Annotated in this window: 30 protein-coding genes and 1 tRNA gene; 16 read left to right on the top strand and 15 right to left on the bottom strand. The window is 60.9% G+C overall.

Translation table 11 applies throughout. From position 1 onward, the window contains the following. Positions 1–178: 178 nt before the first annotated feature. Both J5M71_RS07620 and J5M71_RS07625 read left to right on the top strand, forming a co-directional pair. Complete coding sequence (locus J5M71_RS07620; protein ID WP_207831229.1) at positions 179–904, top strand: hypothetical protein; 726 nt, start codon at positions 179–181, stop codon at positions 902–904. A gap of 392 nt (positions 905–1,296) precedes the next feature. Continuing rightward, the gene (locus J5M71_RS07625) at positions 1,297–1,923 is read left to right on the top strand and encodes a LysE family translocator (RefSeq protein ID WP_347709863.1); all 627 of its coding nucleotides are present in this window, start codon (positions 1,297–1,299) and stop codon (positions 1,921–1,923) included. Between the two features lie 46 nt (positions 1,924–1,969). Here the strand turns inward: J5M71_RS07625 and J5M71_RS07630 are convergent, their stop codons facing one another. Continuing rightward, positions 1,970–2,278, bottom strand: a complete 309-nt coding sequence (locus J5M71_RS07630; protein ID WP_207831231.1) for a chorismate mutase — start codon at positions 2,276–2,278, stop codon at positions 1,970–1,972. Positions 2,279–2,637: 359 nt separating this feature from the next. Between J5M71_RS07630 and J5M71_RS07635 the strand changes: the two genes are divergently transcribed. Continuing rightward, positions 2,638–3,363, top strand: a complete 726-nt coding sequence (locus J5M71_RS07635) for a hypothetical protein (RefSeq protein ID WP_207831233.1) — start codon at positions 2,638–2,640, stop codon at positions 3,361–3,363. Positions 3,364–3,675: 312 nt separating this feature from the next. On the opposite strand, the gene J5M71_RS07640 is transcribed toward J5M71_RS07635, so the two are convergent. Further along, positions 3,676–4,344, bottom strand: coding sequence for an SOS response-associated peptidase family protein (locus J5M71_RS07640; protein WP_207831289.1), 669 nt, complete (start codon positions 4,342–4,344; stop codon positions 3,676–3,678). A 184-nt stretch (positions 4,345–4,528) separates the two neighbouring features. Here J5M71_RS07640 and J5M71_RS07645 point away from each other — a divergent pair, with 184 nt between their 5' ends. The 3 genes from J5M71_RS07645 (at position 4,529) to J5M71_RS07655 (ending at position 7,419) form a co-directional block, all read left to right on the top strand. Next, complete coding sequence (locus tag J5M71_RS07645; protein WP_207831235.1) at positions 4,529–5,743, top strand: aldose 1-epimerase family protein; 1,215 nt, start codon at positions 4,529–4,531, stop codon at positions 5,741–5,743. A 267-nt stretch (positions 5,744–6,010) separates the two neighbouring features. Beyond that, the gene (locus tag J5M71_RS07650) at positions 6,011–6,394 is read left to right on the top strand and encodes a cytochrome c (protein WP_207831237.1); all 384 of its coding nucleotides are present in this window, start codon (positions 6,011–6,013) and stop codon (positions 6,392–6,394) included. A 560-nt stretch (positions 6,395–6,954) separates the two neighbouring features. Then, the gene (locus J5M71_RS07655) at positions 6,955–7,419 is read left to right on the top strand and encodes a GNAT family N-acetyltransferase (RefSeq protein WP_233686869.1); all 465 of its coding nucleotides are present in this window, start codon (positions 6,955–6,957) and stop codon (positions 7,417–7,419) included. 49 nt (positions 7,420–7,468) lie between these two features. On the opposite strand, the gene J5M71_RS07660 is transcribed toward J5M71_RS07655, so the two are convergent. Beyond that, the gene (locus tag J5M71_RS07660) at positions 7,469–7,705 is read right to left on the bottom strand and encodes a hypothetical protein (RefSeq protein ID WP_207831239.1); all 237 of its coding nucleotides are present in this window, start codon (positions 7,703–7,705) and stop codon (positions 7,469–7,471) included. A gap of 29 nt (positions 7,706–7,734) precedes the next feature. Next, positions 7,735–8,748 (bottom strand): alcohol dehydrogenase AdhP, encoded by a 1,014-nt coding sequence (gene adhP / locus J5M71_RS07665; protein WP_207831241.1) that lies wholly within the window; start codon positions 8,746–8,748, stop codon positions 7,735–7,737. A gap of 571 nt (positions 8,749–9,319) precedes the next feature. On the opposite strand from adhP, the gene J5M71_RS07670 reads away from it, so the two are divergent. Then, complete coding sequence (locus J5M71_RS07670; RefSeq protein ID WP_207831243.1) at positions 9,320–9,517, top strand: hypothetical protein; 198 nt, start codon at positions 9,320–9,322, stop codon at positions 9,515–9,517. Between the two features lies 1 nt (position 9,518). On the opposite strand, the gene J5M71_RS07675 is transcribed toward J5M71_RS07670, so the two are convergent. Both J5M71_RS07675 and J5M71_RS07680 read right to left on the bottom strand, forming a co-directional pair. Further along, the gene (locus tag J5M71_RS07675) at positions 9,519–9,932 is read right to left on the bottom strand and encodes a DoxX family protein (protein ID WP_207831245.1); all 414 of its coding nucleotides are present in this window, start codon (positions 9,930–9,932) and stop codon (positions 9,519–9,521) included. 104 nt (positions 9,933–10,036) lie between these two features. Next, positions 10,037–10,121 (bottom strand) — tRNA-Leu (locus tag J5M71_RS07680). A 202-nt stretch (positions 10,122–10,323) separates the two neighbouring features. Here J5M71_RS07680 and J5M71_RS07685 point away from each other — a divergent pair. The 4 genes from J5M71_RS07685 (at position 10,324) to J5M71_RS07700 (ending at position 13,690) form a co-directional block, all read left to right on the top strand. Further along, positions 10,324–10,599 carry a hypothetical protein gene (locus tag J5M71_RS07685; RefSeq protein ID WP_207831247.1) on the top strand — a complete coding sequence of 92 codons (276 nt, stop codon included), beginning with the start codon at positions 10,324–10,326 and terminating at the stop codon, positions 10,597–10,599. A gap of 113 nt (positions 10,600–10,712) precedes the next feature. Further along, positions 10,713–11,873 carry a PAS domain-containing sensor histidine kinase gene (locus J5M71_RS07690; RefSeq protein WP_207831249.1) on the top strand — a complete coding sequence of 387 codons (1,161 nt, stop codon included), beginning with the start codon at positions 10,713–10,715 and terminating at the stop codon, positions 11,871–11,873. A gap of 5 nt (positions 11,874–11,878) precedes the next feature. Further along, positions 11,879–13,324: an ATPase domain-containing protein gene (locus tag J5M71_RS07695; protein ID WP_207831251.1), complete on the top strand. Its 1,446-nt coding sequence runs from the start codon at positions 11,879–11,881 to the stop codon at positions 13,322–13,324. A gap of 12 nt (positions 13,325–13,336) precedes the next feature. Next, complete coding sequence (locus tag J5M71_RS07700) at positions 13,337–13,690, top strand: response regulator (RefSeq protein ID WP_207831253.1); 354 nt, start codon at positions 13,337–13,339, stop codon at positions 13,688–13,690. Positions 13,691–13,735: 45 nt separating this feature from the next. Here J5M71_RS07700 and csrA read toward each other — a convergent pair whose 3' ends face one another. The 8 genes from csrA to J5M71_RS07740 form a co-directional block, all read right to left on the bottom strand. After that, positions 13,736–13,933 carry a carbon storage regulator CsrA gene (csrA, locus tag J5M71_RS07705; RefSeq protein ID WP_207831303.1) on the bottom strand — a complete coding sequence of 66 codons (198 nt, stop codon included), beginning with the start codon at positions 13,931–13,933 and terminating at the stop codon, positions 13,736–13,738. A 253-nt stretch (positions 13,934–14,186) separates the two neighbouring features. Beyond that, a complete protein-coding gene (locus tag J5M71_RS07710; protein ID WP_207831254.1) occupies positions 14,187–15,209 on the bottom strand; it encodes a DNA topoisomerase IB in 1,023 nt (340 codons plus the stop codon). 57 nt (positions 15,210–15,266) lie between these two features. Beyond that, positions 15,267–16,358, bottom strand: coding sequence for a molybdenum ABC transporter ATP-binding protein (gene modC, locus J5M71_RS07715; RefSeq protein WP_207831256.1), 1,092 nt, complete (start codon positions 16,356–16,358; stop codon positions 15,267–15,269). Position 16,359: 1 nt separating this feature from the next. Continuing rightward, complete coding sequence (gene modB, locus J5M71_RS07720; RefSeq protein WP_207831257.1) at positions 16,360–17,040, bottom strand: molybdate ABC transporter permease subunit; 681 nt, start codon at positions 17,038–17,040, stop codon at positions 16,360–16,362. Next, positions 17,040–17,798 (bottom strand): molybdate ABC transporter substrate-binding protein, encoded by a 759-nt coding sequence (modA, locus tag J5M71_RS07725; protein ID WP_207831260.1) that lies wholly within the window; start codon positions 17,796–17,798, stop codon positions 17,040–17,042. The genes modB and modA overlap by 1 nt, the downstream gene beginning before the upstream one ends. Before the next feature lie 194 nt (positions 17,799–17,992). Further along, the gene (locus tag J5M71_RS07730; RefSeq protein WP_207831262.1) at positions 17,993–19,081 is read right to left on the bottom strand and encodes a nitronate monooxygenase; all 1,089 of its coding nucleotides are present in this window, start codon (positions 19,079–19,081) and stop codon (positions 17,993–17,995) included. 44 nt (positions 19,082–19,125) lie between these two features. Next, positions 19,126–19,296: a hypothetical protein gene (locus J5M71_RS07735; protein WP_013973186.1), complete on the bottom strand. Its 171-nt coding sequence runs from the start codon at positions 19,294–19,296 to the stop codon at positions 19,126–19,128. 7 nt (positions 19,297–19,303) lie between these two features. Beyond that, on the bottom strand, positions 19,304–19,606 hold the full coding sequence (locus tag J5M71_RS07740; protein ID WP_004375922.1) for a DUF1883 domain-containing protein: 303 nt from the start codon (positions 19,604–19,606) through the stop codon (positions 19,304–19,306). Between the two features lie 160 nt (positions 19,607–19,766). On the opposite strand from J5M71_RS07740, the gene J5M71_RS07745 reads away from it, so the two are divergent. The 5 genes from J5M71_RS07745 (at position 19,767) to gorA (ending at position 24,358) form a co-directional block, all read left to right on the top strand. Further along, complete coding sequence (locus tag J5M71_RS07745; RefSeq protein ID WP_207831264.1) at positions 19,767–20,126, top strand: hypothetical protein; 360 nt, start codon at positions 19,767–19,769, stop codon at positions 20,124–20,126. A 77-nt stretch (positions 20,127–20,203) separates the two neighbouring features. Further along, a complete protein-coding gene (locus tag J5M71_RS07750; protein ID WP_207831266.1) occupies positions 20,204–20,854 on the top strand; it encodes a c-type cytochrome in 651 nt (216 codons plus the stop codon). Beyond that, positions 20,851–21,765, top strand: coding sequence for a c-type cytochrome (locus tag J5M71_RS07755; RefSeq protein WP_207831268.1), 915 nt, complete (start codon positions 20,851–20,853; stop codon positions 21,763–21,765). The genes J5M71_RS07750 and J5M71_RS07755 overlap by 4 nt, the downstream gene beginning before the upstream one ends. 300 nt (positions 21,766–22,065) lie before the next feature. Then, positions 22,066–22,905: a UTP--glucose-1-phosphate uridylyltransferase GalU gene (gene galU / locus J5M71_RS07760; RefSeq protein WP_013973181.1), complete on the top strand. Its 840-nt coding sequence runs from the start codon at positions 22,066–22,068 to the stop codon at positions 22,903–22,905. 97 nt (positions 22,906–23,002) lie between these two features. Further along, the gene (gorA, locus tag J5M71_RS07765; protein WP_207831270.1) at positions 23,003–24,358 is read left to right on the top strand and encodes a glutathione-disulfide reductase; all 1,356 of its coding nucleotides are present in this window, start codon (positions 23,003–23,005) and stop codon (positions 24,356–24,358) included. A gap of 88 nt (positions 24,359–24,446) precedes the next feature. Here the strand turns inward: gorA and J5M71_RS07770 are convergent. Further along, positions 24,447–24,540: IS3 family transposase (locus tag J5M71_RS07770; protein ID WP_182275356.1), on the bottom strand; the 94-nt coding region annotated here is incomplete at its 5' end.

Consider the following 24,540-nt stretch of genomic DNA (forward strand, 5'->3'; position numbering starts at 1 on the left):
AAGAGTTCCGAAACTAAAGGCATGGAGTTCCGAAACTTCAGCCTTTCGAGGGCTTGGCGATGGCGCCGAGGTGGAGGGCACTCAAACCAGATCTGGTCGCGCTTATGCCTGAGCTGGAGAAAGGAAGCGTCCGGCCGATACAGGCTTTCTGTAAGTGGAACTCAAATAGGGATAGATGATGCTTGACAAGGATGGGTACGATTTAGTCTGCACGAGCGCAGCTGATCTTGGCGACGCACAGAGGCCGCGCCTGAAGAGCGTGGTGATAGAGGGGCTCGGCGCATCAGTTGGCGAAATGTTTCCTGGCTTTGCCGCGGCCTTTCCTCGTACTGTGGCGGCGATCGAGCGTGAGTATGCTGTGCCGATAATGCTGTTCGAGAGTTATAGGGGTACTTGGATAGCATCGCTGGCGGCTGAGGGGCGAGCAATGAACCTGTTCTTCTACCTGGTGCCCGAAACGCTTGCAACAGAGGGGCCTACATTCGAGCGAAACTGTACGATGCTGCCGCCCCGTTGGAAAGAGCTGTATCGCTATTTCTGGTCTTTTATGTTGACCGAGCGCTCCTATCTGTCCATGGATTGGACCAACTCCCCCTTCTCCTACAGCGGCCGTCTGTCAATCGAACGCTATCGAGTGCTACGTGGGGTTAAGAAGGCCGTTATCAGGGATTTCGTCAAAGGCATCCAGGCGAGTTCCGAGCACTACCTGCGTTGCTGGCTGCTGACTGATGCGGGCGATGCCCTGTTTCTTGACGAAGGCAAGTGCGATGGGAAGGTCTATCACGTTAAGTACGATGACTTTGCCGATTACCGTCTGCTCGAAGATCCGGAGACGGTGCTGGACAGCTACCTGGCGCACTACGTGAGTGCGCAGTCACCAGAAGGGTTTGACTTCAGGACGTAAAGGAGTTGGGAGTAGGTCGGCAGAGCGCCGGAGGAGAGCGAAAATAGGTTCCAAAACTGAAATGGCGACCCTTGCAGTATGCGGCCTGTAGCCGTGCCGTTTCGTCGTTGTTTTGGAATCTATTTTGCGTTGCAGGCAGCATGGAGTGAAGGTTTATAACGCGGTCTTGAAAACCGTTCAGCAGAACCTGCGCCTGGGCCGCACCTGTTGGGCGGCTCGATTGCCCTATGCGAACGGCTGCTTTCGAGCCACTGCAGACATAGCGTTTTTCGCTGACTTGGACAACTCGGCAGGTCTAAACCCATCAGAGCCAACAATCCTTGAGATTCCTCCTTGCCATTGGCATACCCCACCGTCAGGATGGATGCTTTATCAGGCTTAAGGAGAGAGCCGTGTTTCCAATGAATGTGTGGTTTGCCTACACTGCTGCCTGCGTGCTGTTGGTATTGGCGCCGGGCCCTGACAACCTGTTGGCCATTGGCCGTGGTCTCAGCCAGGGCAAAGTCGCAGCGGCCGTATCCGGCATGGCGTCAGGCGCGGGCATTCTGTTTCACGTCGCAGCCGCTTCGTTAGGATTGACCCTTCTGATGCAGACCTCGGTGGTCGCTTTCTGGGTGATCAAACTCATTGGTGCTGGCTATCTGCTCTGGCTCGGCATCAAGGTCTTGCGCGCACGCAGTTTGATCAGCTTTCAGCCGGCGTCCCGGCAATCGTTGTCCAGCATTTTTCTAACCGGTCTGCTTTCGGCTGTGCTCAACCCGAAACCAGGCTTGTTCGTGTTGGCATTCATTCCCCAATTTGTCGATCCGGCTCGTGGATCGGTCAGCGTGCAGATGATGGTTTACGGGGTGTGGTTTGCTATACTCACAGCTTTCGGTTTTGCCTTGATGGGCATTTTCGCCACGGTGTTATCTCGCTACCTGTACCAGCGGCCGCGGCTGGTAAATGGGCTAAATGTGGGCGCTGGCCTCACCTTTGTCGCATCTGGTGTTTCGATTGCGGCTTTGAGTCAAAGGTAGTGGGTGAGGAAAAGCGGCGGGGCTTCGGATGAGCCCCGCGTTGTCATCAAGATGCTGAAGGTTCATTGGCCAGCTTCGCATGGGTGGCCAGTTCTTCAGTGATGAAGGCCGAAATCATTGCCCGGTAGACCTGCTCCACGACCTCAGCCGAGGCACCAGTTTCGTCAGCCATTTCACGAACCTTCCTTATCACTTGCTCAACCCGAGCAGGCGCACGCACATCATCGGTGGTTTTCTTGAAGGCAGCTGCTTGCGTCACAAGCCGGCCCCGTTTGGCGAGAAGCGAAACGAGGTTGCGGTCGATTTCATCGATCCCTTGGCGGACTTCGTCCAGAGAGGTGCAAAGTACATCCATTTGCTTGACTTCCTTTTCATGAGCCTGCGCTTTATTAGGGCAGGCAGTTGCTGGTGATTTGGTGCTGTATTGTAGCCTCTGGTGAATGTCCGCAATGGGTCGAAAGCGGACAGTCAACGGCGGCTACCAAGTGATACCAATTTTGATACCACTAACGGGGAAATGAGGGGGCAGGAGGGGTGTTTTGCCGAATAAACTCAACCCCTTAGCACCGCCAGACACCCCTAGGAAACTGCATGGTAATGTGGCAATAGAGATCTATTTAGTACCGATCATGGCCGAGCCTATACCGGAGCTAGAGGAATGATCCGTCCGGCCGATACAGGATTTCGAAGTTGGAGCTCGAATAGGGATAGATGATGCTTGACAAGGATAGGTACGATTTAGTGTGCACAAGCGCAGCTGATCTTGGAGAGGCTCAGCGGCCGCGCCTGAACAGCGTGGTGATCGATGCGCTTGGCGCATCCGTTGGCGAAATGTTTCCTGGCTTTGCCGAGGCCTTTCCTCGTACCGGTGCGGCGATCGAGCGTGAGTATGCGGTGCCGATAGTGATGTTCAGGCTGTTTGAAGGTACTTGGATGGCCTCGCTGGCGGCTGAAGGGCGGGAGTTGAACCTGTTCTTCGACATCGTGCCCGTTATACTTGAAACAGAGGGTCCTGCATTCGAACGAGACTGTGCGATGCTGCCGCCCCGCTGGAAGGAACTGTATCGCTATTTCTGGTCTTTTATGCTGACCGAGGATTCCTATCTGTCCATCGATTGGACCAACACCCCGTTTTCCTACAGCGGACGTCTGTCAATCGAACGCTATCGAGTGCTACGTGGGGTTAAGAAGGCCGTTATCAGGGATTTCGTCAAAGGCATCCAGGCGAGTTCCGAGCACTACCTGCGTTGCTGGCTGCTGACTGATGCGGGCGATGCCCTGTTTCTTGACGAAGGCAAGTGCGATGGGAAGGTCTATCACGTTAAGAACGATGACTTTGCCGATTACCGTTTGCTCGAAGATCCGGAGACGGTACTGGACAACTACCTGGCGCACTACGTGACGACGCATTCACCAGAAGGGTTTGACTTCAGGACGTAAAGGGGTTGGGAGTAGGTCGGCAGAGCGCCGGAGGAGAGCGAAAATCAGTTCCAAAACTGAAACGCCGGCCCTTGTAGAATGCGGGTTGCAGACTGGCAAATACTGATTCGTTTTGGAACTGGTTTTAGCGCCAAAGGCCCATGAGACGGCGAGTCTTCTATCGGATTGCAAATCCGTCTACGCCGGTTCGATTCCGACCTCGGCCTTCACCATTCAAAACCCCGCAGACTAACGTCTGCGGTTTTTTTGTTATGGGTGTTGCTCGAAGGAAAAACATCTGGCGTGTGAGCGGTGGCGATCACTCGGCGCCTTTCAACACTGAAGCGGGTGAATCAGCTCGGCGCCCTGGTTGCGCACATTCCCCACGGCTGTGCTCACCCGATACCACTCGAAGGCTTCGACCGGCTCTCCCAGGTTGAGCACCAGTTGCTCCGCGTGCTCGCTCGGCATTTCCGCCGCGATCCATTCATATGCCAGCTCAGGTGACAGCACCACAGGCCGGCGGTCGTGAACATCGACCATCCCGCCTTGGGCATCGGCGGTAATGATGACGAACCCGTCGTGCTCGCTTCCAGTGAACTGGCCGATCGAGGCGCACAGGGCAGGGCGCCCATCCTGGCGGCGGATGTAGTACGGTTGCTTCTTCGGCCTGCCTTCATCAACCCATTCGTACCAGCCGTCGATGGGCGTGATGGCCCGGTGCGGCCAGATCGCCCGGAAGAACGGGCCGTGCGCAACTTTTTCGACTCGGGCATTGATCGGCGCAGCGCGATCGGTTGCCCAATGCGGCCGCCAGCCCCACCGCACCAGGTCCGCCCTCGGGCCTGCATCATCCACACGCAGCACTGCTACCGGCGTGGTCGGCGCGACATTGTACCGGCCAAGCGGCTGGTCACCGACGTTGTTCCTCCAGGCCTCTGGCAGGCTCAGGGTTTCAACGAAGTCATGTATGCCACGGTATTGGCTCAACCTTCCACACATACGCCCTCCAACCTGAAGGATAGCCGCTGCCTCGTCGTGGTGACGCGCACTTGTGTTCTGCCTGCCGTAACCACTGCCGGAGGCTGCGCTGGGCATCGAATGCGCCGAGATGTCTGGCTTCCTGGCTTGCTGAAACGTTTCTTCGCGTTTATAAAAAGGCACAACTCCAAGAAAGGCTACTGCCATGTCCCTCCTCAAGCTGTTCATTGCTCTCGGCGCCCTGTCCGCAACCTCTCATGCCCTGGCCTGGGATTACGTTCTACTCGATACCGACAAAGCCGCCCAGAACTGGCAGATCACCAGCCAGCAACTTGGCGTAAAAACCGACAAGCCCTTCAGCGTTACCCTGCGCACCTTGCACGGAGGTCGGCAGGAGGGGGTCAGCATTGTCGACATCGATAACGGAACGATGAAACTCTCCGTAGTGCCGACCCGCGGTATGAACATCTTGCAGGCGTCGGTCGGTAATGTGCGCATGGGCTGGGATTCGCCAGTCAAGGAAGTGGTCAACCCGTCCTTCATCGAACTCAATGGGCGTAATGGTCTGGGCTGGCTGGAGGGTTTCAACGAACTGGTCACCCGCTGCGGTTACGAATGGGTCGGGCACCCCGGCATCGACAACGGCGAACTGCTGACCCTGCACGGTCGGGCCGCCAATATTCCTGCGAGCAAAGTCACCCTGCACATTGATGAGAAACCACCGTACGCCATCACCTTGCGCGGCGAACTGAAAGAGCAGGCGTTCAAGAAAGTCGACTTCTCCGTTATGACCGAAGTGGTCACCGAACCCGGCAGCGCGGTGTTCGTCCTCAATGACACCCTGACCAACAACGGCGACTATCCGAAGGAATACCAGGCGCTGTATCACAGTAACTTCAGCACCCCGTTCCTGGAGCAGGGCGCTCGTTTCGCCGCACCGGTGAAACAGGTCTCGCCGTTCAACGACAAGGCCAGGGGCGATCTGCCCGATTGGCAAACCTACCGTGCGCCCACCAAGGACTATGATGAAACGGTTTACAACGTGGTGCCGTATGCTGATGGCCAAGGCAATACGTTGGCTGTGTTGCACAACAAGGCTGGCAGTCTGGGCGTTTCGGTCGGCTTCAATATTCGGACGCTGCCTGTATTCTCCCTGTGGAAAAATACCGATACCCAAGGCCAGGGCTATGTCACGGGGCTGGAGCCAGGGACGAGTTTTTCCTACAACCGCCGTTACCAGCGGCCACTGAACCTGGTGCCGACAATCGGACCGAAGGAGCGCAGGCAGTTCCACATCAGCTACAGCTTCTTGCCGGACAAGGTGGCGGTGGACAAGGCCCTGAAGCAGGTGAGCGAGATTCAGGGTGGGCGCGAAACCGAAGTGCGGCAGATGCCATTGGTTGATCTGACCAAAGGGTAGTGCTGGCCAGAGCATGTCGGCCGATGTTGCAAAGCATCGGCCAGATATTCACGTGTGATCCCGTCGACTTATTCAAGGTTTATCAAGTTGCTGGCTTCTGGCCGTTGCCTTCTTAGGGGCGTCTTACCGTTCGACAGACGACCGAACCGCATCTAAGCTGTCCTTCCTCGGAAAGAGGCGTATTCATGTCGGCAGCCGAGCTGCCTGATTGGAGAGGTTGTGATCGCGTACGGTTCGTTTCGTTAAAATTGATTGGCGCAAGAAAAAATGAAAAGCAGAAAATTGTTCATCGCCTTGCTTGGATTCTGCGCAGCAACCCAAGCGCAGCATTCATTGGCGGAAAATATCAATGGAAAGAAACTCTACATGCAGAGATGCTCGGTTTGTCATGGCGCGGATATCAAAGGAACAGGGCCGCTGGCAAGGAAAAGCAATCCTCCGACGCCAGACCTTACGACGTTGAGTTTCAGGAAGCGATTAGCCGATTATCCCGGAGTAATTGTATCTTCGATAGTGCTTCGCCCAAATGGAAGTTTGATTCCAGACACATTAAAAGAAAACAATGTCAAGATTCCGCCTCACTCTTGGAGTGTTCAGGATCTGCGAGATGTTAACCAATACATGAGCAGCTTGATTTCAAAAGCTCAGTGAGCAAGTGTTAATGAAGGATCGGGGTCAATTAAGAGACTCCGCTAAGATCTCTCAACGACTTCAGGAGTAGAGCTTCACAAAAATAATCCCGGGATTGCCTCATCCAGATTCTCGACATAACTGCTCTCAATGAAACCGAACTTTCCGAGTGGTTTTTGCAACGGATCATTTAAGGCATTTGTCTATGTGAATAACTTTACGGCTCCGCACTGAGATTCCAGTGTACGGAGGATCGCGGAGCCGACGCCGTGACGGCGCTGTGAGTTTCTCACCATGATGAGCCGGATGAATGCGTGTCCAAAGAGCGAAAAGTTAAGTACACTATACCCCAGCAACATCGACGCATTGCGAGCTTCCACTGCGATCCAGGATCGCTTGTGCAATTCCCAGGCAATTCCCAGGCAGCCCCTGGAATGTTGCCCCGGTCGGCCGGATCAGCCGACTGTCTCTTCATCCGCGAACAAGGAGGTGCCCCATGACCCAGTTTCCAATGATGTGTCCGTCAATGAACCGTCAACGAAATTCTGGAGGGGCCCTTGCTGCCCCGCGGAGAATCCAACATGTCCACTCTTTGCCCACCGGTGCTTCTTGTTGCCCTCAGCTCGCCTGAGGAGGAAGCCCACTGCCGCACTCTGCGTGTACGCGACGACCAATCTGACTTTATCGCCAGTAACGCCGAATCACTGGAACAGGCTGCCGATAGCCCCTGGTGTGAACCCTTGGCCGTGCGTGCCATGCAGACCGGTGAAATGGTCGGTTTCCTGATGCATGCCCTCGATCCGGATGAGAACAGCCGCTGGATCTATCGCCTGATGATCGACCACCGCCACCAGGGCCGCGGTTATGGGCGCGCCGCCCTGCGCGCGCTGCTGGCATACCTGCAACCGTTGCCAGGTGGTCCCGGTGTTGCCCTTGGCGTCGCCCCGGAGAACATCGGGGCAAAACATCTCTATGCCTCCGAAGGCTTTGTCGAGACCGGCGAAGTCATCGATGGCGAGCTGATCATGCGACGGATGTCGGCATGATCGAAGGCGGGGGCGCCCAGGCGTCCCCGTCGCTCCGCCCATTCAGGCGCTAGCCTTCCGGCGGGCATATCCCGCAAACGAATTCATCCGATCCAAGGCGATGCGAGCCGAACTCCACAACGTAGCCAGCACCGCGGCGCTGCGCCTCGGCCCTGGCAGTCTTCTGGTCGGCATAGACATCGACGAAATGCCAGGGATGCCGGTCTCTCAGCACGCCCCATCCGAGCACCCAGCCGTCCCTGGCCGGGTCGGGTGGCAGGTTTTTCGCCAAGCTGCGGATGCTCATACATTCACCTCGATGTGCTAGCCAGCCTTCTACTCTGAAGCGAACTGAATCACCATCCGCCCTTTGATCTTGCCCTCCAGCATCTCCTCGAAGATCTGGTTGATATCCTCGATCGGCCGCAGGGCCACCTTCGGCACCACTTTCCCTTCTGCCGCAAACTGGAAAGCTTCCTGCAGATCCTGGCGGGTGCCGACCAGCGAGCCGATCACTTCGATACCGTCCAGTACCAAGCGAGGGATATTCAGGTTCATGGCTTCCGATGGTAGCCCGACAGCAACCAGCCGCCCCCCGGCGCGCAGGGCGTCGACCGCCGAGTTGAACGCAGCCTTGGCAACGGCGGTAACCACGGCGGCATGGGCGCCACCAGTCTTGGCCTGGATAACCTTGGCGGCATCCTCGGTGCGTGAATTGATGACAAGGTCGGCGCCCATCTCGCTGGCGAAGCGCAGTTGCTCTTCGTTGACATCGATGGCGATCACTTTGGTGTTGAAGACGTTCCTGGCATATTGCAGAGCCAGGTTGCCCAGGCCGCCAAGGCCGTAGATGGCGATCCACTGGCCGGGGCGGATGTTGGAGATCTTCACCGCCTTGTAGGTGGTCACGCCGGCGCAGGTAATGCTGCTGGCAGCAGCGGAGTCGAGCCCGTCGGGCACTTTGACCGAGTAGTCGGCCTTGACGATGCAGGCTTCGGCCATGCCGCCGTCCACGGTGTAGCCGGAGTTCTTCACTTCGCGGCACAGGGTTTCGTTGCCGCTGGTGCAATACTCGCAATGCCCGCAGCCCTGGTAGAACCAGGCCACGCTGGCGCGATCACCCGGCTTGAGCGAGGTGACGCCTGGCCCTACTTCCTGGACCACGCCGATGCCTTCGTGGCCTAGCACTACGCCGGTCTTGTCACCGAAGTCGCCATTTTTCACATGCAGGTCGGTGTGGCACACACCGCAGCACTGCATCTTCAGCAGCGCTTCACCGTGCTCGAGGGGGCGCAGGGTTTTCTCCACCACAGCCACGCGACGGCCTGGTGCAACAACAGCAGCTTTCATAGGAGCCTCCGTGTCTATCCGAGTGAGCTTGGGTTATCGCCGGGTTAGCATAGCCCTTGCCTGGAGGGGCAAAACTGCTTCAGGTCATGGTCTGGGGGGGTAACCGCCTTGTACTCACTTACCGGCCTTGCGCTCCCACAAGTGCCCTGCGTATGACGGCTGCCAGAGACTAGGCACAAAAAGAAAAGCCCGCGGCAATAATGCGGCGGGCTGCAAGAACATACGGAGCAGGGTCAGTGTGCCCACACGGACGTCAGTATTTCGTGAAGGTCAGGTCATGAGCGTGTCATGGTCCGGTAATTGCGGTGCCAGGCGCTGCTGTTCAGGGCCTGGTACAGGGGGTTCTTCCACTCGCAGCGGGCAATATGCACGCAGTTCAATATGATTTGCCAAGGCTGGAGAAAGGAAATACCAAGGGACAAAAAAAGCCCGCCATGGAAGGCGGGCAAGCAACGTTTGAAGGGAGAGCCTGCATGCTGGACCCGGCCGGTTAACCGAGCATTAAGCGGTAGCGCATTGACCTGCACGGCCGATCGGCCTATACAGGCCTGCCTTTAGCCCAGGAGCCAACATGCACGACGAAGACGACCTGCACGAACCCGAGCACGATCACCTGCTTGACCACGAATTCCTCTACGACGATGTGGAGCCGGAAGCGGATGCCCAAGGCGCCGAGGACGAGGTGGAGGAAGACGAGGAAACGCTGGATGACCTCGATGACGAGGAACGCGATCACCCAGCCTGGTTCGACGATTGCGAAGACGACTGACTCAGCGCCCGTCTACCGAAAAACGCCCAGGGCCGCTCACTGCCAGCAACAGCAGGCCACCCATGATGCTGAGGTTTTTCAGGAACTGGGTCATGTTGGCGCTGCGCTCAGGGTCGACCATGCTCCAGAACGGGTGGCCCAGCAGCGCCGTGCCCAGCACGAACAGCGCAAACAGGAAGGCCAGCGGCCGGGTGTAGAAACCGAGGATCAGCAGGATGCCGACGACGAACTCCATGAGCACGGCAACTGCCGCTGCCAGCATGGGGGCAGGGGCGCCCAGTGAGGTCATGTAGCCGACCGTGCCTTCGAACCCGGTCAGCTTGCCCCAGCCAGACAAGACGAACAGGATCATCAGCAGCAGGCGGGCAATCAGGATAATGATGTCGCGTTGACCATCGAACAGGGAGTAGCGCATGGCGGCGTTCCAGTGGACGGGTACAAGGTCCACTCTAGCAGCTGCGCCCAGGATTGCTGGCAGACAGCAAAAAGGCGCCGCGAGGGCGCCTTTTCAAGGAAGTTTGGTGCGAGTGGCGGGACTCGAACCCGCAAGGCTCACGCCGACAGATTTTAAGTCTGCTGTGTATACCAATTCCACCACACTCGCACGCTTGAAGGGGTCGCAACGACCAGCTCGCTTCTAAGCAGAAGGGCTTTGCAATCAAGCGCGCTTTATAACCCATTGTTATAGTTGAGTCAACCGCAGCACCTATGATCAACAGAATGAAGGGTCGATCGTATGGGCAATTGACACCTTGCTGTCATTACGCCACTGTTGCCCTCATTATTGGATCCAGGAGTGTGCGGTAATGACCCAATCCGCTACTTCCGGGCGTATCGTGCGCCCACGGCTGTTCTGGCGACTACTGTTCGTGCAGGTGGTCGTGTTGGGGGCATTTCTCTACCTCAGCCTGATCAGCCTGGGCGGTTACCTGCTGATGCTGGGGTTCGATGCCGAACACCCTCAACCGCAGCGGTTGATGGCCCTGGCTGGTGGCGGGCTTATCCTGCTGGTCGGCTTGTGGCTGCTGAAAGTGGCGATGCCGCGACACATAAGCCCGGTGCTGGTTGAAACTGAGCGTTGAACCTGGCCAGCCACACGGGGTCCATCACGCAGGGCTAACCACGCGAGCGCTTACAGGCGAGCGCGTTCGGCCAGGCCTATTTTCCCTCCTGCTGTTGTGCCGGTGGAGCTCGCATGGTTTCAGCTGACTGCCTCGACCACCCCGTCATGCCTGCCCACCGCTATGAGCAGTTGGTGCAGTCGGTGGTGGATTACGCTATCTACATGCTCGACCCGTCCGGCCATGTGGTGTCGTGGAATGCAGGCGCGCAACGCATCAAGGGTTACCGTGCCGATGAAGTGATCGGCCAGCATTTCTCATTGTTCTTCACCCCGCAGGATTGCACTGAGGGCCGCCCGGAGCGCTTGCTGAGTCAGGCGCTGGAGCAGGGCGTGGCGCAGGACGAAGGCTGGCGCGTTCGCAAGGATGGCACGCAGTTCTGGGCCTTGGCCGCGCTGGATGTGATTCGCGATGACCATGGCCAGGTCGTCGGCCTGGCCAAGGTGACCCGGGACATCACCGACCGTCGCGAATCGGCGCTGCAGCTGGACGCGGTGCGCGCCCAGCTGTTCCAGGCACAGAAGCTGGAGGCCCTCGGCCAGTTGACCGGTGGCCTGGCGCATGACTTCAACAACATGCTGACCATCATCATCAGTTCGGCGCGCCTGGCGCTGGCCACCCAGGACCCGGCACGCGCCCAGCGCATGCTGCAGCACATTCTCGATGCCGGGCAGCGGGGCACCGAACTGACCAAGCAGTTGCTCAGCTTTGCTCGCCACCGCAAGCTTGATGTGGCCTGCGTCGCCCCGGCGAACCTTGTTGCCGCCACCCGTGGTCTACTGGAGCATGCGCTGCCTGGTTCGATTGACCTGAAGGTACTGTTGCAACCGGACCTGCCCCTGATCCAGGTGGATGCCGGGCAATTGCAGATGGTGCTGCTCAATCTGTTGTTCAATGCCCGCGATGCCATCACAGGGCAGGGCCGGATCGTCCTGACGGTCGACGTGGTCGAACTGGCCGGCGAAGTGGAAGGGCTGCACGGCGGGTTTGTGCGTTTCGAGGTGGAAGACAGCGGCGAAGGTATCGCGCCAGCGGTACTGCCGCGGATCTTCGAGCCGTTTTTCACCACCAAGCCCTTCGGCAAGGGGACTGGCCTGGGCCTTAGCCAGGTGTATGGTTTTGCCAGGCAGAGCGGTGGCGCCATTTGCGTCGACAGTGAGCCCGGCCGGGGAACTTGCATGCAGCTTTACTTGCCAATCTATCAGGACCAGACGGACAGCCAACTCGACAGGTAGACACCATGGCACAGGCACTCAGGCGGCTGGTGACGGGGATCGAAGGGCTCGATGCGTTGCTCCAGGGTGGCCTGGTGGCTGGCGCGTCCTACATCATCCAGGGCCCGCCGGGGGCCGGCAAGACCATACTTGCCAACCAGCTGGCCTGCGGGCATGTGCGCAACGGTGGCCGGGTGCTGGTGGCTACCTTGCTGAGCGAGTCGCACGAGCGGCTGTTCCAGTACCTGGCGACCTTGGAGTTCTTCGACCCGGCGCTGGTCGGCGACCCGATCCAGTTCGTCAGTGCCTTTGACACCCTGGAGCAGGAAGGCCTGGACGCGGTGGTACGGTTGCTGCGCCAGGAAATCGCCCGGCAGCAGGCCAGCCTGCTGATCGTCGATGGCGTGCTCAATGCCCGGGTGCGTGCGGAAACCGCGCTGGACACCAAGAAATTCGTCTCCGAACTGCAGGGCCATGCGGCCTTTGCCGGTTGCACCGTGCTGCTGTTGACCAGCGCCAGGCTGGAAGAGGGCAGCCCGGAGCACACCATGGTCGACGGCGTGATCGAGCTGGGCGAGCAATTGTTCGGCAGCCGCGCCGTGCGCCATATCCAGCTGCGCAAGACGCGGGGCAGTGCGGCGTTGTCGGGGCGCCATGAGTGCCTCATCGATGAAGCCGGCATGCACGTCTACCCACGCCTGGAGTCGCTGTTCAGCCACCCCAGCCAGGCGGGCAGTGCCACCCTGGAGCGTATCGGCAGCGGGGTGGAAAGCCTGGATGAAATGCTCGGTGGCGGCCTGGCTACGGGTTCGGTCAGCTTGCTGATCGGGCCCTCGGGTATTGGCAAGACGTCCTTGGGCCTGGCCTTTCTCGGTGCCAGCAGCCCGCAGGCGCCGGGGCTGCATTTCGGCTTTTACGAAACACCGGAACGCTTGCGTATCAAGGCCGTGTCGCTGGGTTACGACTTTGCCGCCATGGAGCAGGGCGGCAGCCTGCAGCTGTGCTGGCAACCGACCACCGAGGGCCTGTTGGACCAGGTCGGTGCGCGCCTGCTCGAACGGGTAGCGGCGCAAGGCAGCAAGCGCGTACTGATCGACAGCCTGGGGGCGTTCAGCCGCCTGGCCACCGACCCGGCGCGGCTCAATGCGTTTTTCCGCGCGCTGGTCGGCGAGCTGCGCGCGCGTGATGTCAGCGTGATGCTCACCTGGGAAATGCGCGACATCTTCGGTGCGGAAATCAGCGCCCCGGCCCCGGACCTGTCGAGTATCGTCGACAACCTGATGCTGATGCGCTTCGTCGAACTGGATTCGCAGCTACGGCGCATGCTGTCGATCCTCAAGGTGCGTGACAGCCACCATGACCCTGCCTTGCACGAGCTGCTGATCGGGCCGCAGGGCATTACCCTGCGCAAGGCGTTCGAAGGCGCCTGCGGTGTGCTTTCGGGAACGCCGGTGCCGCAGGGGGGCGGGTGACGGGGCGGGCCGATGAACACCATCCTGATCGTCGATGACGAGTACCTGATTGCCGACATCCTCGGTTTTGCCCTGGAGGACGAAGGTTTCCTGGTGGAAAAGGCGAGTAACGGCTTCAAGGCGCTGGAGGCGTTGAAGGAAAAGCGCGTTCAGCTGGTCATCACCGACTACATGATGCCGCTGCTCAACGGTGAGGAGCTGGTGCGCTCGATGCGTCAAGACTCGGCCTTGAGCGAGTTGCCGGTCATCCTCATGAGCGGCGCGCAGGCCAACCAGGGATGCCCGGAACTGTTCGCCGCGGTGTTCGACAAACCGTTCGACATGGACTGTATGATCGCCAAGGTGCGCGAACTGCTGGGCACCTGAGGCGCGGGGCGATCAAGCGCGTCCGTGCGGCTTGAGGCAGGTCGCTCAGTGCGAGTCGTCTTGCTTTTCCGGTGCCGGGCTGCCGGCCTGGATACGCTTGAAGATCTCTTCGCGATGGACCTGGACGTCTTTCGGTGCATCGATACCGATCCTCACTTGCATCCCTTTGACGCCCAGAATGGTGACTTTGATGTCATCGTTGATGACGATGCTTTCGCCAACCTTGCGGGTGAGTATCAGCATGTATTTCTCCTTGGTGATGTAAAAGTCCGTCGGGCTAGTTGCCACGGCGGCGGGAGCTTGTCCCTCTTCCTTCTCATTAAAGACGCTTTCGGCAGATAGTAATTCCCCGACAGACAAATTCTGTTGCGTGTCTTCAGTTGCAGGTGCCGAAGCAAACCGCCAGCGGTTTGTCGGCCAAGGTGCTCGATGGCAAGAATAGGGGGCTTGGCGCCCAATGGGAAATTTCTTCGCATCATCGGCTGAATAGACCGAGTTAATGGTCATCCTGTTCCTCAAGTGCCTGAAGAAATAACAGCAAGGCCACTTCCTCTTGGTCCAGGCCTTTGCGTACACGTCTTTTCGGCAAGTTGGCCAGGCGCCCCAAGGCAAAGTGTTCAAGCACAGCCGGGTGGATGTAGCAGCGCCTGCACACCGCTGGCGTATTACCCAGGCGTGTGGCCACCTGGCGAACGATGGCGGTGACCTGGCGTTTGGCTTCGCTCTCGGGCTCCCAGGCCAAGGGCCTGAGCAGCTCCAGCGCCAGCCTGCTACCGGCCCAGGTGCGGTAGTCCTTGGCGGTGAAGTCGGCGCCGGTCAGCTGCCGCAGAAACTGGTTGACCTCGCTGGAGCCGACGCTGTGGCGCTGGCCGTCTTCGTCCAGGTACTGGAACAGCGCCTGCCCGGGCAGTTCCATGCAGCGCTTGAGCAGGTTGGCCAGGCGCCGATCGTTGAGGCTGACGTTGTGCTCGACGCCGCGCTTGCCGCGGAACTGGAAGTGGATGCTGCTTCCCTTCACTTCGACGTGGCGGTTGCGCAGGGTGGTCAGGCCATAGGACTGGTTGTCACGCAGATAGCGCTGGTTGCCGATGCGGATCAAGGTATGGTCCAGCAGGCTGACCACCAGCGCCATCACCTTTTCCCGGTCCAGGCCTGGCCGGGCAAGGTGCGCTTGCAACTGTGCGCGCAGCTTTGGCAGGGCTTGGGCAAACGCCAGCATGCGCCCGTACTTGTGCTGGTCGCGGACTTCGCGCCACTGCGCATGGTAGCGGTATTGCTTGCGGCCACGGGCATCGCGACCCGTCGCTTGCAGGTGGCCCTGCGGGTCAGCGCAGATCCACACATCGGTATAGGCCGGGGGGATCACCAGTGCAGCGATCCGGGCGAGGGTATCGCTGTCGCGCACCCGCTGGCCGTTTGCATCCAGGTAGATGAAACGGCCACGCCAGCGCCGCCGGGTCAGGCCCGGCTGGTTGTCATCCACGTAGTGCAGGGTGCGCGGCAGGGGACAGTCGAGCATGGCTGGCAGACCTCGATCAGGTTACTGATCAATGGACACCAGCCACGCGGCCGATGCTCAGCCCAGCAAGGCCACCGACTTGATCTGGGCAAACAGTATCTGGCCCGGGTGCAGGCCGAGCTGGTCTGCCGAGAAGCGGGTAATGCGCGCGAGCAAGGCATTGCCCCCGGCATCCAGGCTGACCAGCACATGGGCCGGGTTGCCGGCCGGGCGGCTTTCGCGCACGCGCACCGGCAAACGGTTGAGGATGCTCGAAGTGCTGTCGGCTGCCAGGGCCAGGCTGACGTCACGGGCCTGCACCTTGACCCGCAGGGAGCTGCCCACCACCTGGGCCGGGTGAGCGATGCGCAGCAGCGGCCCATCCTTGCCCGGCAGGCGCAGGTCGAGCAGGTCGTAGTGCGGGTCGTGACCCACCACCAGGCCCTCGAACACCACACCGGCATCCTCGCCTTGGGCCAGTGGCAGGTCGAGGCGGGCCAGGGTTTCGCCGATCGGGCCGCTGGCCACCGCCTGGCCCTGTTCCAGCAACACCAGGTGGTCGGCCAGCCGCGCCACTTCGTCCTGGGCATGGCTGACATACACCAGCGGGATTTCCAGTTCGTTGTGCAGGCGTTCCAGGTAGGGCAGGATCTCGCGCTTGCGCGGCCCGTCGAGGGCCGCCAGCGGCTCGTCCATCAGCAACAGTCGCGGGCTGCTGAGCAGGGCGCGGGCAATGCCTACCCGCTGCGCCTCGCCACCGGACAAGGTTGCCGGCCGGCGTGCCAGCAAGTGGCCGATACCCAGCAGCTGGCAGGCCTGGTCGAGGCTGACCTTGCGCTCGGCAGCGGCCACCCGGCGCCAGCCGAATTCCAGGTTGCCACGTACCGACAGGTGCGGGAACAGGCTGGCCTCCTGGAACACGTAGCCCACCGGGCGCAGGTGCGGTGCCTGGAAGTAGCCGCGGGCGCTGTCCTCCCAGACTTCGCCGTTGACTTCGATGTAGGCGCTGGTGGCCCGTTCCAGCCCGGCCAGGCACCGCAGGCAGCTGGTCTTGCCAGAGCCCGAGTGGCCGAACAGCGCGCTGATGCCGCGCCCGGGCAGGTGCAGGTCGACGTCCAGGGTGAATTCGTCGCGCGCCAGTTTCAGGCGCGCCACAATCGATGCGCTCATTTCAGCTCCAGCCAGCTTTGCTGCGGCGTCCAGCGTACAGCAGGAGCAGCACCAGGAACGAGAACAGCAGCATGGCGCCGGCCAGCCAGTGTGCTTGCGAATAGGCCATGGCCTCGACATGGTCGAAGATCTGCACCGAGACCACGCGTGTCTTGTCGGGGATGTTGCCGCCAATCATCAACACCACGCCGAACTCGCCCACGGTATGGGCGAAGCCGAGGATGCTGGCGGTAATGAAGCCTGGGCGGGCCAGCGGCAGCACTACATGGAAGAAGGTGTCCCAGGGGCTGGCGCGCAGCGTGGCGGCCACTTCCAGCGGGCGCTGGCCAATGGCGCCGAAGGCATTCTGCAGCGGCTGGACCACGAACGGCATGGAGTAGATCACCGAGCCGATCACCAGGCCGGTGAAGCTGAACACCGCGCTGCCCAGGCCCAGCGCCTGGGTCGCCTGGCCCAGCCAGCCATGCGGGCCGAGGGCGATCAGCAGGTAGAAACCGATCACCGTGGGTGGCAGCACCAGCGGCAACGCCACCACCGCGCCCACCGGCCCGCGCAGCCACGAGCGCGTGCGCGCCAGCCACCAGGCGATGGGCGTGCCGACGATCAGCAGGATCAGGGTGGTCAGGCTGGCCAGTTTCACGGTCAGCCAGATGGCACCCAGGTCACTCGCGTCCAGTGGCATCAGATTTCATAACCGTAGGATTTGATCACTGCCGCGGCTTTCGGGCCTTTCAGGTAGTCGACCAAGGCCTTGGCAGCAGGGTTGTCCTTGCCCTTTTCGAGGATTACCGCGTCCTGGCGGATGGGCGCGTGCAGGGACGAGGGAACGATCCAGGCCGAACCGCTTTCGACCTTGCCGTCCTTGTAGATTTGCGACAGGGCGACAAAGCCCAGTTCGGCGTTGCCGGTGGAGACGAACTGGAATGCCTGGCTGATGTTCTGCCCTTCGACCAGCTTGGGCCTTGTGGCTTCGGTCAGCTTCAGCTTGTCCAGCACCTGGGTGGCGGCCAGGCCGTAAGGTGCGGTTTTCGGGTTGGCGATGGACAGGTGTTTGAATGCGTTCTTCTTCAGCACTTCGCCGTTGGCGTCGACATAGCCAGGCTTGGCCGACCACAGGGCCAGCGTGCCGATGGCATAGGTGAAGCGCGAGCCCGGGACAATGGCCTTTTCCTGCTCGAGCCTGGCCGGGGTGCTGTCGTCGGCAGCGAGGAATACCTCGAACGGCGCGCCGTTCTTGATCTGTGCGTAGAACTGGCCGGTGGCGCCGTAGGCGGCGACCAGCTTGTGGCCGGTGTCTTTTTCAAAGTCCTTGGCAATGGCCTGGATGGGGGCTGTGAAGTTGGCTGCGACCGCGACCTGGACCTCATCGGCCCAGGCAGTGCTGAAGGCGAGCAGGCCGGCCAGGGCGGTGGCAGCCAGGTGGGGCGGGCGGATACGCATGAACACAGCTCCTTGGGGTTATCGTTATATCCTTAACTATATAGCGATAGGCCATGGACCGTGAAGGGGCCCAGTAATGCTTAAGCAGGCTGGGCCCTTTCGCGGGTAAACCCGCTCCCACAGGGTCGGCACAAAAGGTGAATGTTGCGCAGTACCTGTGGGAGCGGGTTTACCCGCGAAGAGGCCAGGCCTGCTTACGCAGACGGCTGGGGGCTGAGCACGGCCAGCGCCTTTTCGGCAATCTCCCGGGTCAACGCACCCGCCGGCATATGCTTGCCCAGCCGCAATGCCTGCCCCGACCACAGGTTGCTGAAGTCGCTATTGCCCTGCGGATCCGTAATCGCCCGCAAAGGCATCAACGCCCCACCGGCCAGCGGGAAGCGCGGCGCCAGGTCGCTCATCGGCCCCAGCTCGCGCATGATGCGGTTGTTGATGCCACGCGCCGGTCGGCCGGTGAACAGGTTGGTCAGCGCCGTTTCACTGGCAGGCGCGCTGTCCAGGGCCTGGCGATGCGCCGGCGACACCTTGGCCTCGGGGCAGAACAGGTAAGCCGTGCCGATCTGCACGGCCGAAGCCCCCAAGGCCAGTGCCGCCAACAGGCCGCGGTGGTCAGCAATGCCGCCAGCGGCAATCACAGGGATGCTGACCGCATCGGCCACCTGCGGCACCAGGGCGAAGGTGCCGATCTGGCTGGTGATGTCGTCGCTGAGGAACATGCCGCGATGGCCACCCGCTTCATAGCCCATGGCAATGATCGCATCACAACCGTGGCGCTCCAGCCACACGGCTTCCTCGACGGTGGTGGCGCTGGACAGCACCTTGGCGCCGCTGGCCTTTACCCGCTGCAGCAGGTCAGCCTGCGGCAGGCCGAAGTGGAAGCTCACCACCTCCGGGCGCAGTTGCTCGACCAGCTGGCAGCTCTGCTCGTCGAAAGGCGCGCGGTTGGACACCGGCGTGGGGGCCGCGAAGTCGGCACCCACTTCGCGGTAATAGGGCTCGAGCGCCTGCTTCCAGCGTGCATCGCGCTCGGCATCGGGCGCTGGCGGCTGGTGGCAGAAGAAGTTCAGGTTCAACGGGCGGCCCGGGCAGCCGGTACGGAAGGCGGCGATCTCGGCGCGCACCTGGTCGCCCGTGAGCATGGCGCAGGGCAGGGCGCCCAAACCGCCCGCCAGGCCCACGGCGATGGCCATGCCCGAGCCCGTCGCACCGGCCATGGGGGCCTGCAGAATGGGCAGCTCGATGCCCAGCAGGTCGAGGATGCGGCGGTCGGGCCAGTGGCTCATGCGGTTCTCCTTGCGCGGGCGAGCGGTGCGGCGGGGGCGGGTGTTTACAAGGCTTTGCTGACCTGGATGTCGCTGATCTTCTCGGCATCTTCGCCGTGGATCTTGCGCAGGGCTTCCAGGGCTTGTTCGAGGGAGGCATCGGGCATCAGCGCGAAATCCCAGCGGCGCTGGCCGTCGAGCTTGTACTTGATGACGTACTTGGTGGTCTGGGTCATGGTGGCCTTATCTGAGTTTCGACGACGAACGACGGACGATCTTGATCTTGTGGGTCAAGGTTGGCTTGCGGGTGACCGAGATCGGGCGGGTGGTCACGGTATCGATGGTGATGTTCCAGAACCCGGTGCTGGGCACGGTGATCTTTGCCGGGAACTTGTCGAAATGGCCGCCGTGGTAGGTGTGACGACCGCCGTTCTTGAAGCTGCGGAAGTTGGCGTCGTTCATCAGGCGGATATTGCAGCGCTGGGAGCACTCGATGACGACGATGTCGTCCTCGTTCAGGTGCTCGCGCTGGTGTACGAATTTCATGTGATGCTCCGCAAGGATTGGTTCTGCAAAGCCAAACGATACCACGATGTCGGGTTACACTGCCGCGCTGTTGCGCCAGGCGCAGATAAATCTGCCAAAGCAGGGAGCAAAACGGCCTGGCCGTGGTCGAATCGGATTCTTGAAGGCAGAGGTGCTGCAAATGAAGTGGATGGTGGCGGCGTTGGCAGTGACGCTGGGTGGCTGTGTGAGTGTTTCGGAACTGGAACAATCGCGTGAAACGCTGGATGTAATCTCTGGCAAGTCTCCGCGCGCGTATGCCGATTGCGTCAAGCAGAATCTGGCCGATACCCGCGACCCGCTGGTGGAAGAGCAGCGCGGCGATGGCCTGCGGCTGATCGTGCCGCAAAAGATCAGCTCGGGCGTGGGCCCGGCGGCGCTGGTGGACATCGACAAGCGTGGCAGCGGCAGCAGCATCAAGCTGCACGAGCGGCTGAACAATTTCCCGCTGCGCCTGGGCGATGTGCGCACCGCAGCCACCAAATGCATCTCCGGTAGTTGATCCAGGGCAAGTGATTACGCTCCTTTTGCTTATATGTTTTAAGCCTAAGCTTATAACAATAGAAAAGGAGATTCGTGATGACACCGTTGAGTCGCGCCGTGATCGGCAGCCTGCTGATCCTGGCCTGGCCCACGGCGCATGCCGCCGATGGCCAGAAAGTCTTCACCCAGGGCGGGGCCAACCCCGCCGCCATGGCTTGCCTGGGTTGCCATGGCCCGGACGGCAAGGGCATTGCCGCTGCCGGCTTCCCGCGCCTGGCCGGGCTACCGGCGGCTTACCTCAGCAAGCAATTGCATGACTGGCGCAGCGGCAGCCGCAAGCAGCCGGTGATGGAGCCGCTTGCCAAGGCCCTGAGCGAGGATGAGATCAAGGCGGTCAGCACCTACCTGGCCAGCCTGCCGGCAGACCCCGCAGGCGACCTGCGTCGCCAGCAGATTGCCGATGACCCCACCACCCGCATGGCCCTGTACGGCGACTGGAGCCGGCAGATTCCTGGCTGCGTGCAGTGCCATGGCCCGGGTGGCGGCGGGGTTGGCGAACACTTCCCGCCTTTGGCCGGCCAGCCCGCCAGTTACCTGGTGGCGCAGCTCAATGCCTGGCGTGACGGCACCCGCAGCAATGACCCCAACCAGCTGATGGTCGGCGTGGCCAAGGCCATGACCGATGACGAGATCAAGGCCGTTGCCGAGTTCTTCGCCCGCCCCGCCAGCCAGGAGGTCAAACCATGAAACCGATGATTCCAGCCCTGTTGTTGCTGGCCTTGGGCAGCGCCCAGGCCGCCCAGATTGCCATGGAAGACCAGTCGCAGTTGAAAGTGCCTGGCGTGCAGGCCGCGCCGCAGTTCGTGCCGCCTGCGGAAAGTGAGTTGCCAGACAATGCCTTTGGCAAGATGGTGCGCGAAGGGCACGCCCTGTTCGTCGACACCCGCAGGCTGATGCCCGAGGCCGTGGGCAACGGCATGAACTGCAGCAACTGCCATCTTGACCAGGGGCGGCTGGCGCATTCCGCGCCGATGTGGGGGGCGTACCCGATGTACCCTGCGTACCGCAAGAAAAACGACAAGGTCAACACCTACGCCGAGCGAATCCAGGGCTGCTTCCAGTTCAGCATGAACGGCAAGCCGCCTGCGGCCGATAGCCCGCAGATGACGGCGCTGGCGGTGTATTCGTACTGGCTGTCGACCAAGGCGCCGACCGGCGTGGAGATTGCCGGGCGTGGTTACCCGGAAGTGCCGCAGCCCAAGGGCGGATACGACTTCAAGCGCGGCCAGCAGGTTTATCGCGAGCAGTGTGCGATTTGCCACGGCGACAACGGTGAAGGGCAGAAGGTGGCGGGCGAGTATGTGATGCCGCCGCTGTGGGGCAAGGATTCCTACAACTGGGGCGCCGGCATGCACCGCATCAACACCGCGGCGTCGTTCATCAAGTACAACATGCCGCTGGGCAAGCCGGGCAGCCTGAGTGACCAGCAGGCCTGGGATGTGGCGGCCTGGATCAATCGCCATGAACGGCCGCAGGATCCGCGGTTGGTGGAAGGCTCCATCGAGAAGACGCGGGTGAAGTTCCATGCCAATGACGGGGTGAACCTGTATGGGCAGAAGGTCGATGGGGTGCTGATCGGGCAGGGGACCGGTAGCTGAGGTAATGCCTGTGCCGGCCTCTTCGCGGGTAAACCCGCTCCCACAGGTACTGCACAGCATTCAGAGCCTGTGGTGATCCTTGTGGGAGCGGGTTTACCCGCGAAGAGGCAGTACAGGTAAACTCATTTCCTGTCATCCGACTGTCATTGATGACAGCAATATTTACGATCCACCGGAACTATCTACACTGGGTTATCTCTATCATGGCATCGGTCGGCACGGGTGGGGGCATTGTAAGGTGACTGCCGCCTGATTAGACTGCGCCGAATTCCACAGGCCTAGCCTTTTGTAAGGACGTATATGATCAAAAAATGCTTGTTCCCGGCAGCCGGTTACGGCACTCGCTTCCTGCCTGCTACCAAAGCCATGCCCAAGGAAATGCTGCCGGTGGTCAACAAGCCACTGATCCAGTATGGCGTTGAAGAGGCACTGGATGCCGGTCTGAACGAGATTTCCATCGTCACCGGGCGCGGCAAGCGCGCGCTGGAAGACCACTTCGACATCAGCTACGAGCTGGAAAACCAGATCAAGGGCACCGACAAGGAAAAATACCTGGTTGGTATCCGTCGCCTGCTCGACGAGTGCTCGTTCTCCTACACCCGCCAGACCGAAATGAAAGGCCTGGGCCACGCCATCCTGACTGGCCGCCCGCTGATTGGCGACGAGCCGTTCGCCGTGGTGCTGGCGGACGACCTGTGCGTGAACCCGGAAGGTGACGGCGTACTGACCCAGATGGTCAAGCTGTACAACCAGTTCCGTTGCTCGATCGTCGCCATCCAGGAAGTCGACCCGCAGGAAACCAACAAGTACGGTGTGATCGCCGGCGACATGATCCGTGACGATATTTTCCGCGTCACCAACATGGTCGAGAAGCCAAAGCCGGAAGACGCCCCGTCGAACCTGGCGATCATCGGTCGCTACATCCTGACCCCGGACATCTTCGACATCATCGCCAACACCGAGCCGGGCAAAGGTGGCGAGATCCAGATCACCGACGCGCTGATGCAACAGGCGCAGAACGGCTGCGTGATTGCCTACAAGTTCAAAGGCAAGCGTTTCGACTGCGGTGGCGCCGAAGGCTACATCGACGCGACCAACTTCTGCTTCGAGAACTACTACAAGACTGGCAAGGCTTACTGATAAGCCCTGCTGGCCTGAAAGCCACCCTTCGGGGTGGCTTTTTTGTTTGCGGCGGCCAACGGCGTTATGCTGGGCGCCTGCCTAGGAGAGTGAATACATGGCCTACGATTTTGATCTGTTCGTGATTGGTGCCGGGTCCGGTGGTGTGCGCGCGGCGCGGTTTGCCGCCGGCTTCGGCGCAAAGGTGGCAGTGGCCGAGAGCCGCTACCTGGGCGGTACCTGCGTCAACGTGGGCTGCGTGCCGAAAAAACTGCTGGTGTACGGCGCGCACGTTGCCGACGAGCTGGAGCAGGCTGCTGGTTTCGGCTGGACCCTGGAAGAAGGGCATTTCGACTGGGGCACCCTGATCGCCAACAAGAACCGGGAAATCGAACGCCTCAACGGCATCTACCGCAACCTGCTGGTCAACAGCGGGGTCACCCTGTTGCAGGGCCACGCGCGCCTGACCGGTGCCAATGAAGTGGAAGTGGAAGGCCAGCGCTACACCGCCGAGCACATCCTCATCGCCACCGGTGGCTGGCCGCAGGTGCCGGACATCCCGGGCAAGGAACTGGCCATTACCTCCAACGAAGCCTTCTACCTCAAGGACCTGCCACGCCGGGTGCTGGTGGTCGGTGGTGGCTACATCGCCGTCGAGTTCGCCGGCATCTTCCAGGGCCTGGGGGCCGACACCACCTTGCTGTACCGTGGCGACCTGTTCCTGCGTGGCTTCGATGGTTCGGTGCGTACGCACCTGAAGGAAGAACTGGAAAAGCGCGGGCTCGACCTGCAGTTCAACGCCGACATCCAGCGCATCGACAAGCTCGAGGACGGTAGCCTCAAGGCTACCCTCAAGGATGGTCGCGAGTTGGTCACCGATTGTGTGTTTTACGCCACCGGCCGCCGCCCGATGCTCGACAACCTGGGCCTGGAAAACACCGGCGTGGAACTGGACGCGCGCGGCTTCATCCGCGTCGACGACCAGTACCAGACCACCGCACCGTCCATCCTGGCCATCGGTGACGTGATCGGCCGTGTGCAGCTTACCCCGGTGGCTCTGGCCGAAGGCATGGCCGTGGCCCGGCGCCTGTTCAAGCCCGAGCAATACCGCCCGGTGGACTACCAGAACATTCCCACCGCAGTGTTCAGCCAGCCGCCCATCGGCACCGTGGGCCTGACCGAAGAGCAGGCGCTGGAGGCCGGGCACAAGGTGCAGGTGTTCGAAAGCCGCTTCCGCGCGATGAAACTGACCCTGACCGACATCCAGGAAAAGACCCTGATGAAGCTGGTGGTCGATGCCGAGACCGACAAGGTGCTGGGCTGCCACATGGTCGGCCCCGACGCGGGCGAGATCATCCAGGGCCTGGGCGTTGCCCTGAAGGCCGGTGCGACGAAGCAGCAATTCGACGAAACCATTGGCGTGCACCCGACCGCGGCCGAAGAGTTCGTGACCATGCGCACAGCGACGCGCTGAGCGCGTTCCATCCTGTGGGAGCGGCCTTGTGTCGCGAAAGGTCGCTCCCACAAAATGAGGTGCGCCCCATTTGTTGGACAATCTTTGATTAGGCTGCTGCGGCCTGATTCCTGTATGCCACGGGACTCAGGCCGGCCAGCCCCATCTTGATTCGATCATGGTTGTAGTAATCGATGTATTCA

This window comes from Pseudomonas sp. 43(2021), from assembly GCF_017490805.1.
Lineage (GTDB): Bacteria > Pseudomonadota > Gammaproteobacteria > Pseudomonadales > Pseudomonadaceae > Aquipseudomonas.

Coding starts and splice junctions, on each gene's coding strand:
- J5M71_RS07620 (WP_207831229.1), top strand. CDS start 179: ATGCTTGACAAGGATGGGTACGATTTAGTCTGCACGAGCGCAGCTGAT.
- J5M71_RS07630 (WP_207831231.1), bottom strand. CDS start 2,278: ATGGATGTACTTTGCACCTCTCTGGACGAAGTCCGCCAAGGGATCGAT.
- J5M71_RS07635 (WP_207831233.1), top strand. CDS start 2,638: ATGCTTGACAAGGATAGGTACGATTTAGTGTGCACAAGCGCAGCTGAT.
- J5M71_RS07640 (WP_207831289.1), bottom strand. CDS start 4,344: ATGTGTGGAAGGTTGAGCCAATACCGTGGCATACATGACTTCGTTGAA.
- J5M71_RS07645 (WP_207831235.1), top strand. CDS start 4,529: ATGTCCCTCCTCAAGCTGTTCATTGCTCTCGGCGCCCTGTCCGCAACC.
- J5M71_RS07650 (WP_207831237.1), top strand. CDS start 6,011: ATGAAAAGCAGAAAATTGTTCATCGCCTTGCTTGGATTCTGCGCAGCA.
- J5M71_RS07655 (WP_233686869.1), top strand. CDS start 6,955: ATGTCCACTCTTTGCCCACCGGTGCTTCTTGTTGCCCTCAGCTCGCCT.
- J5M71_RS07660 (WP_207831239.1), bottom strand. CDS start 7,705: ATGAGCATCCGCAGCTTGGCGAAAAACCTGCCACCCGACCCGGCCAGG.
- adhP (WP_207831241.1), bottom strand. CDS start 8,748: ATGAAAGCTGCTGTTGTTGCACCAGGCCGTCGCGTGGCTGTGGTGGAG.
- J5M71_RS07670 (WP_207831243.1), top strand. CDS start 9,320: ATGCACGACGAAGACGACCTGCACGAACCCGAGCACGATCACCTGCTT.
- J5M71_RS07675 (WP_207831245.1), bottom strand. CDS start 9,932: ATGCGCTACTCCCTGTTCGATGGTCAACGCGACATCATTATCCTGATT.
- J5M71_RS07685 (WP_207831247.1), top strand. CDS start 10,324: ATGACCCAATCCGCTACTTCCGGGCGTATCGTGCGCCCACGGCTGTTC.
- J5M71_RS07690 (WP_207831249.1), top strand. CDS start 10,713: ATGGTTTCAGCTGACTGCCTCGACCACCCCGTCATGCCTGCCCACCGC.
- J5M71_RS07695 (WP_207831251.1), top strand. CDS start 11,879: ATGGCACAGGCACTCAGGCGGCTGGTGACGGGGATCGAAGGGCTCGAT.
- J5M71_RS07700 (WP_207831253.1), top strand. CDS start 13,337: ATGAACACCATCCTGATCGTCGATGACGAGTACCTGATTGCCGACATC.
- csrA (WP_207831303.1), bottom strand. CDS start 13,933: ATGCTGATACTCACCCGCAAGGTTGGCGAAAGCATCGTCATCAACGAT.
- J5M71_RS07710 (WP_207831254.1), bottom strand. CDS start 15,209: ATGCTCGACTGTCCCCTGCCGCGCACCCTGCACTACGTGGATGACAAC.
- modC (WP_207831256.1), bottom strand. CDS start 16,358: ATGAGCGCATCGATTGTGGCGCGCCTGAAACTGGCGCGCGACGAATTC.
- modB (WP_207831257.1), bottom strand. CDS start 17,040: ATGCCACTGGACGCGAGTGACCTGGGTGCCATCTGGCTGACCGTGAAA.
- modA (WP_207831260.1), bottom strand. CDS start 17,798: ATGCGTATCCGCCCGCCCCACCTGGCTGCCACCGCCCTGGCCGGCCTG.
- J5M71_RS07730 (WP_207831262.1), bottom strand. CDS start 19,081: ATGAGCCACTGGCCCGACCGCCGCATCCTCGACCTGCTGGGCATCGAG.
- J5M71_RS07735 (WP_013973186.1), bottom strand. CDS start 19,296: ATGACCCAGACCACCAAGTACGTCATCAAGTACAAGCTCGACGGCCAG.
- J5M71_RS07740 (WP_004375922.1), bottom strand. CDS start 19,606: ATGAAATTCGTACACCAGCGCGAGCACCTGAACGAGGACGACATCGTC.
- J5M71_RS07745 (WP_207831264.1), top strand. CDS start 19,767: ATGAAGTGGATGGTGGCGGCGTTGGCAGTGACGCTGGGTGGCTGTGTG.
- J5M71_RS07750 (WP_207831266.1), top strand. CDS start 20,204: ATGACACCGTTGAGTCGCGCCGTGATCGGCAGCCTGCTGATCCTGGCC.
- J5M71_RS07755 (WP_207831268.1), top strand. CDS start 20,851: ATGAAACCGATGATTCCAGCCCTGTTGTTGCTGGCCTTGGGCAGCGCC.
- galU (WP_013973181.1), top strand. CDS start 22,066: ATGATCAAAAAATGCTTGTTCCCGGCAGCCGGTTACGGCACTCGCTTC.
- gorA (WP_207831270.1), top strand. CDS start 23,003: ATGGCCTACGATTTTGATCTGTTCGTGATTGGTGCCGGGTCCGGTGGT.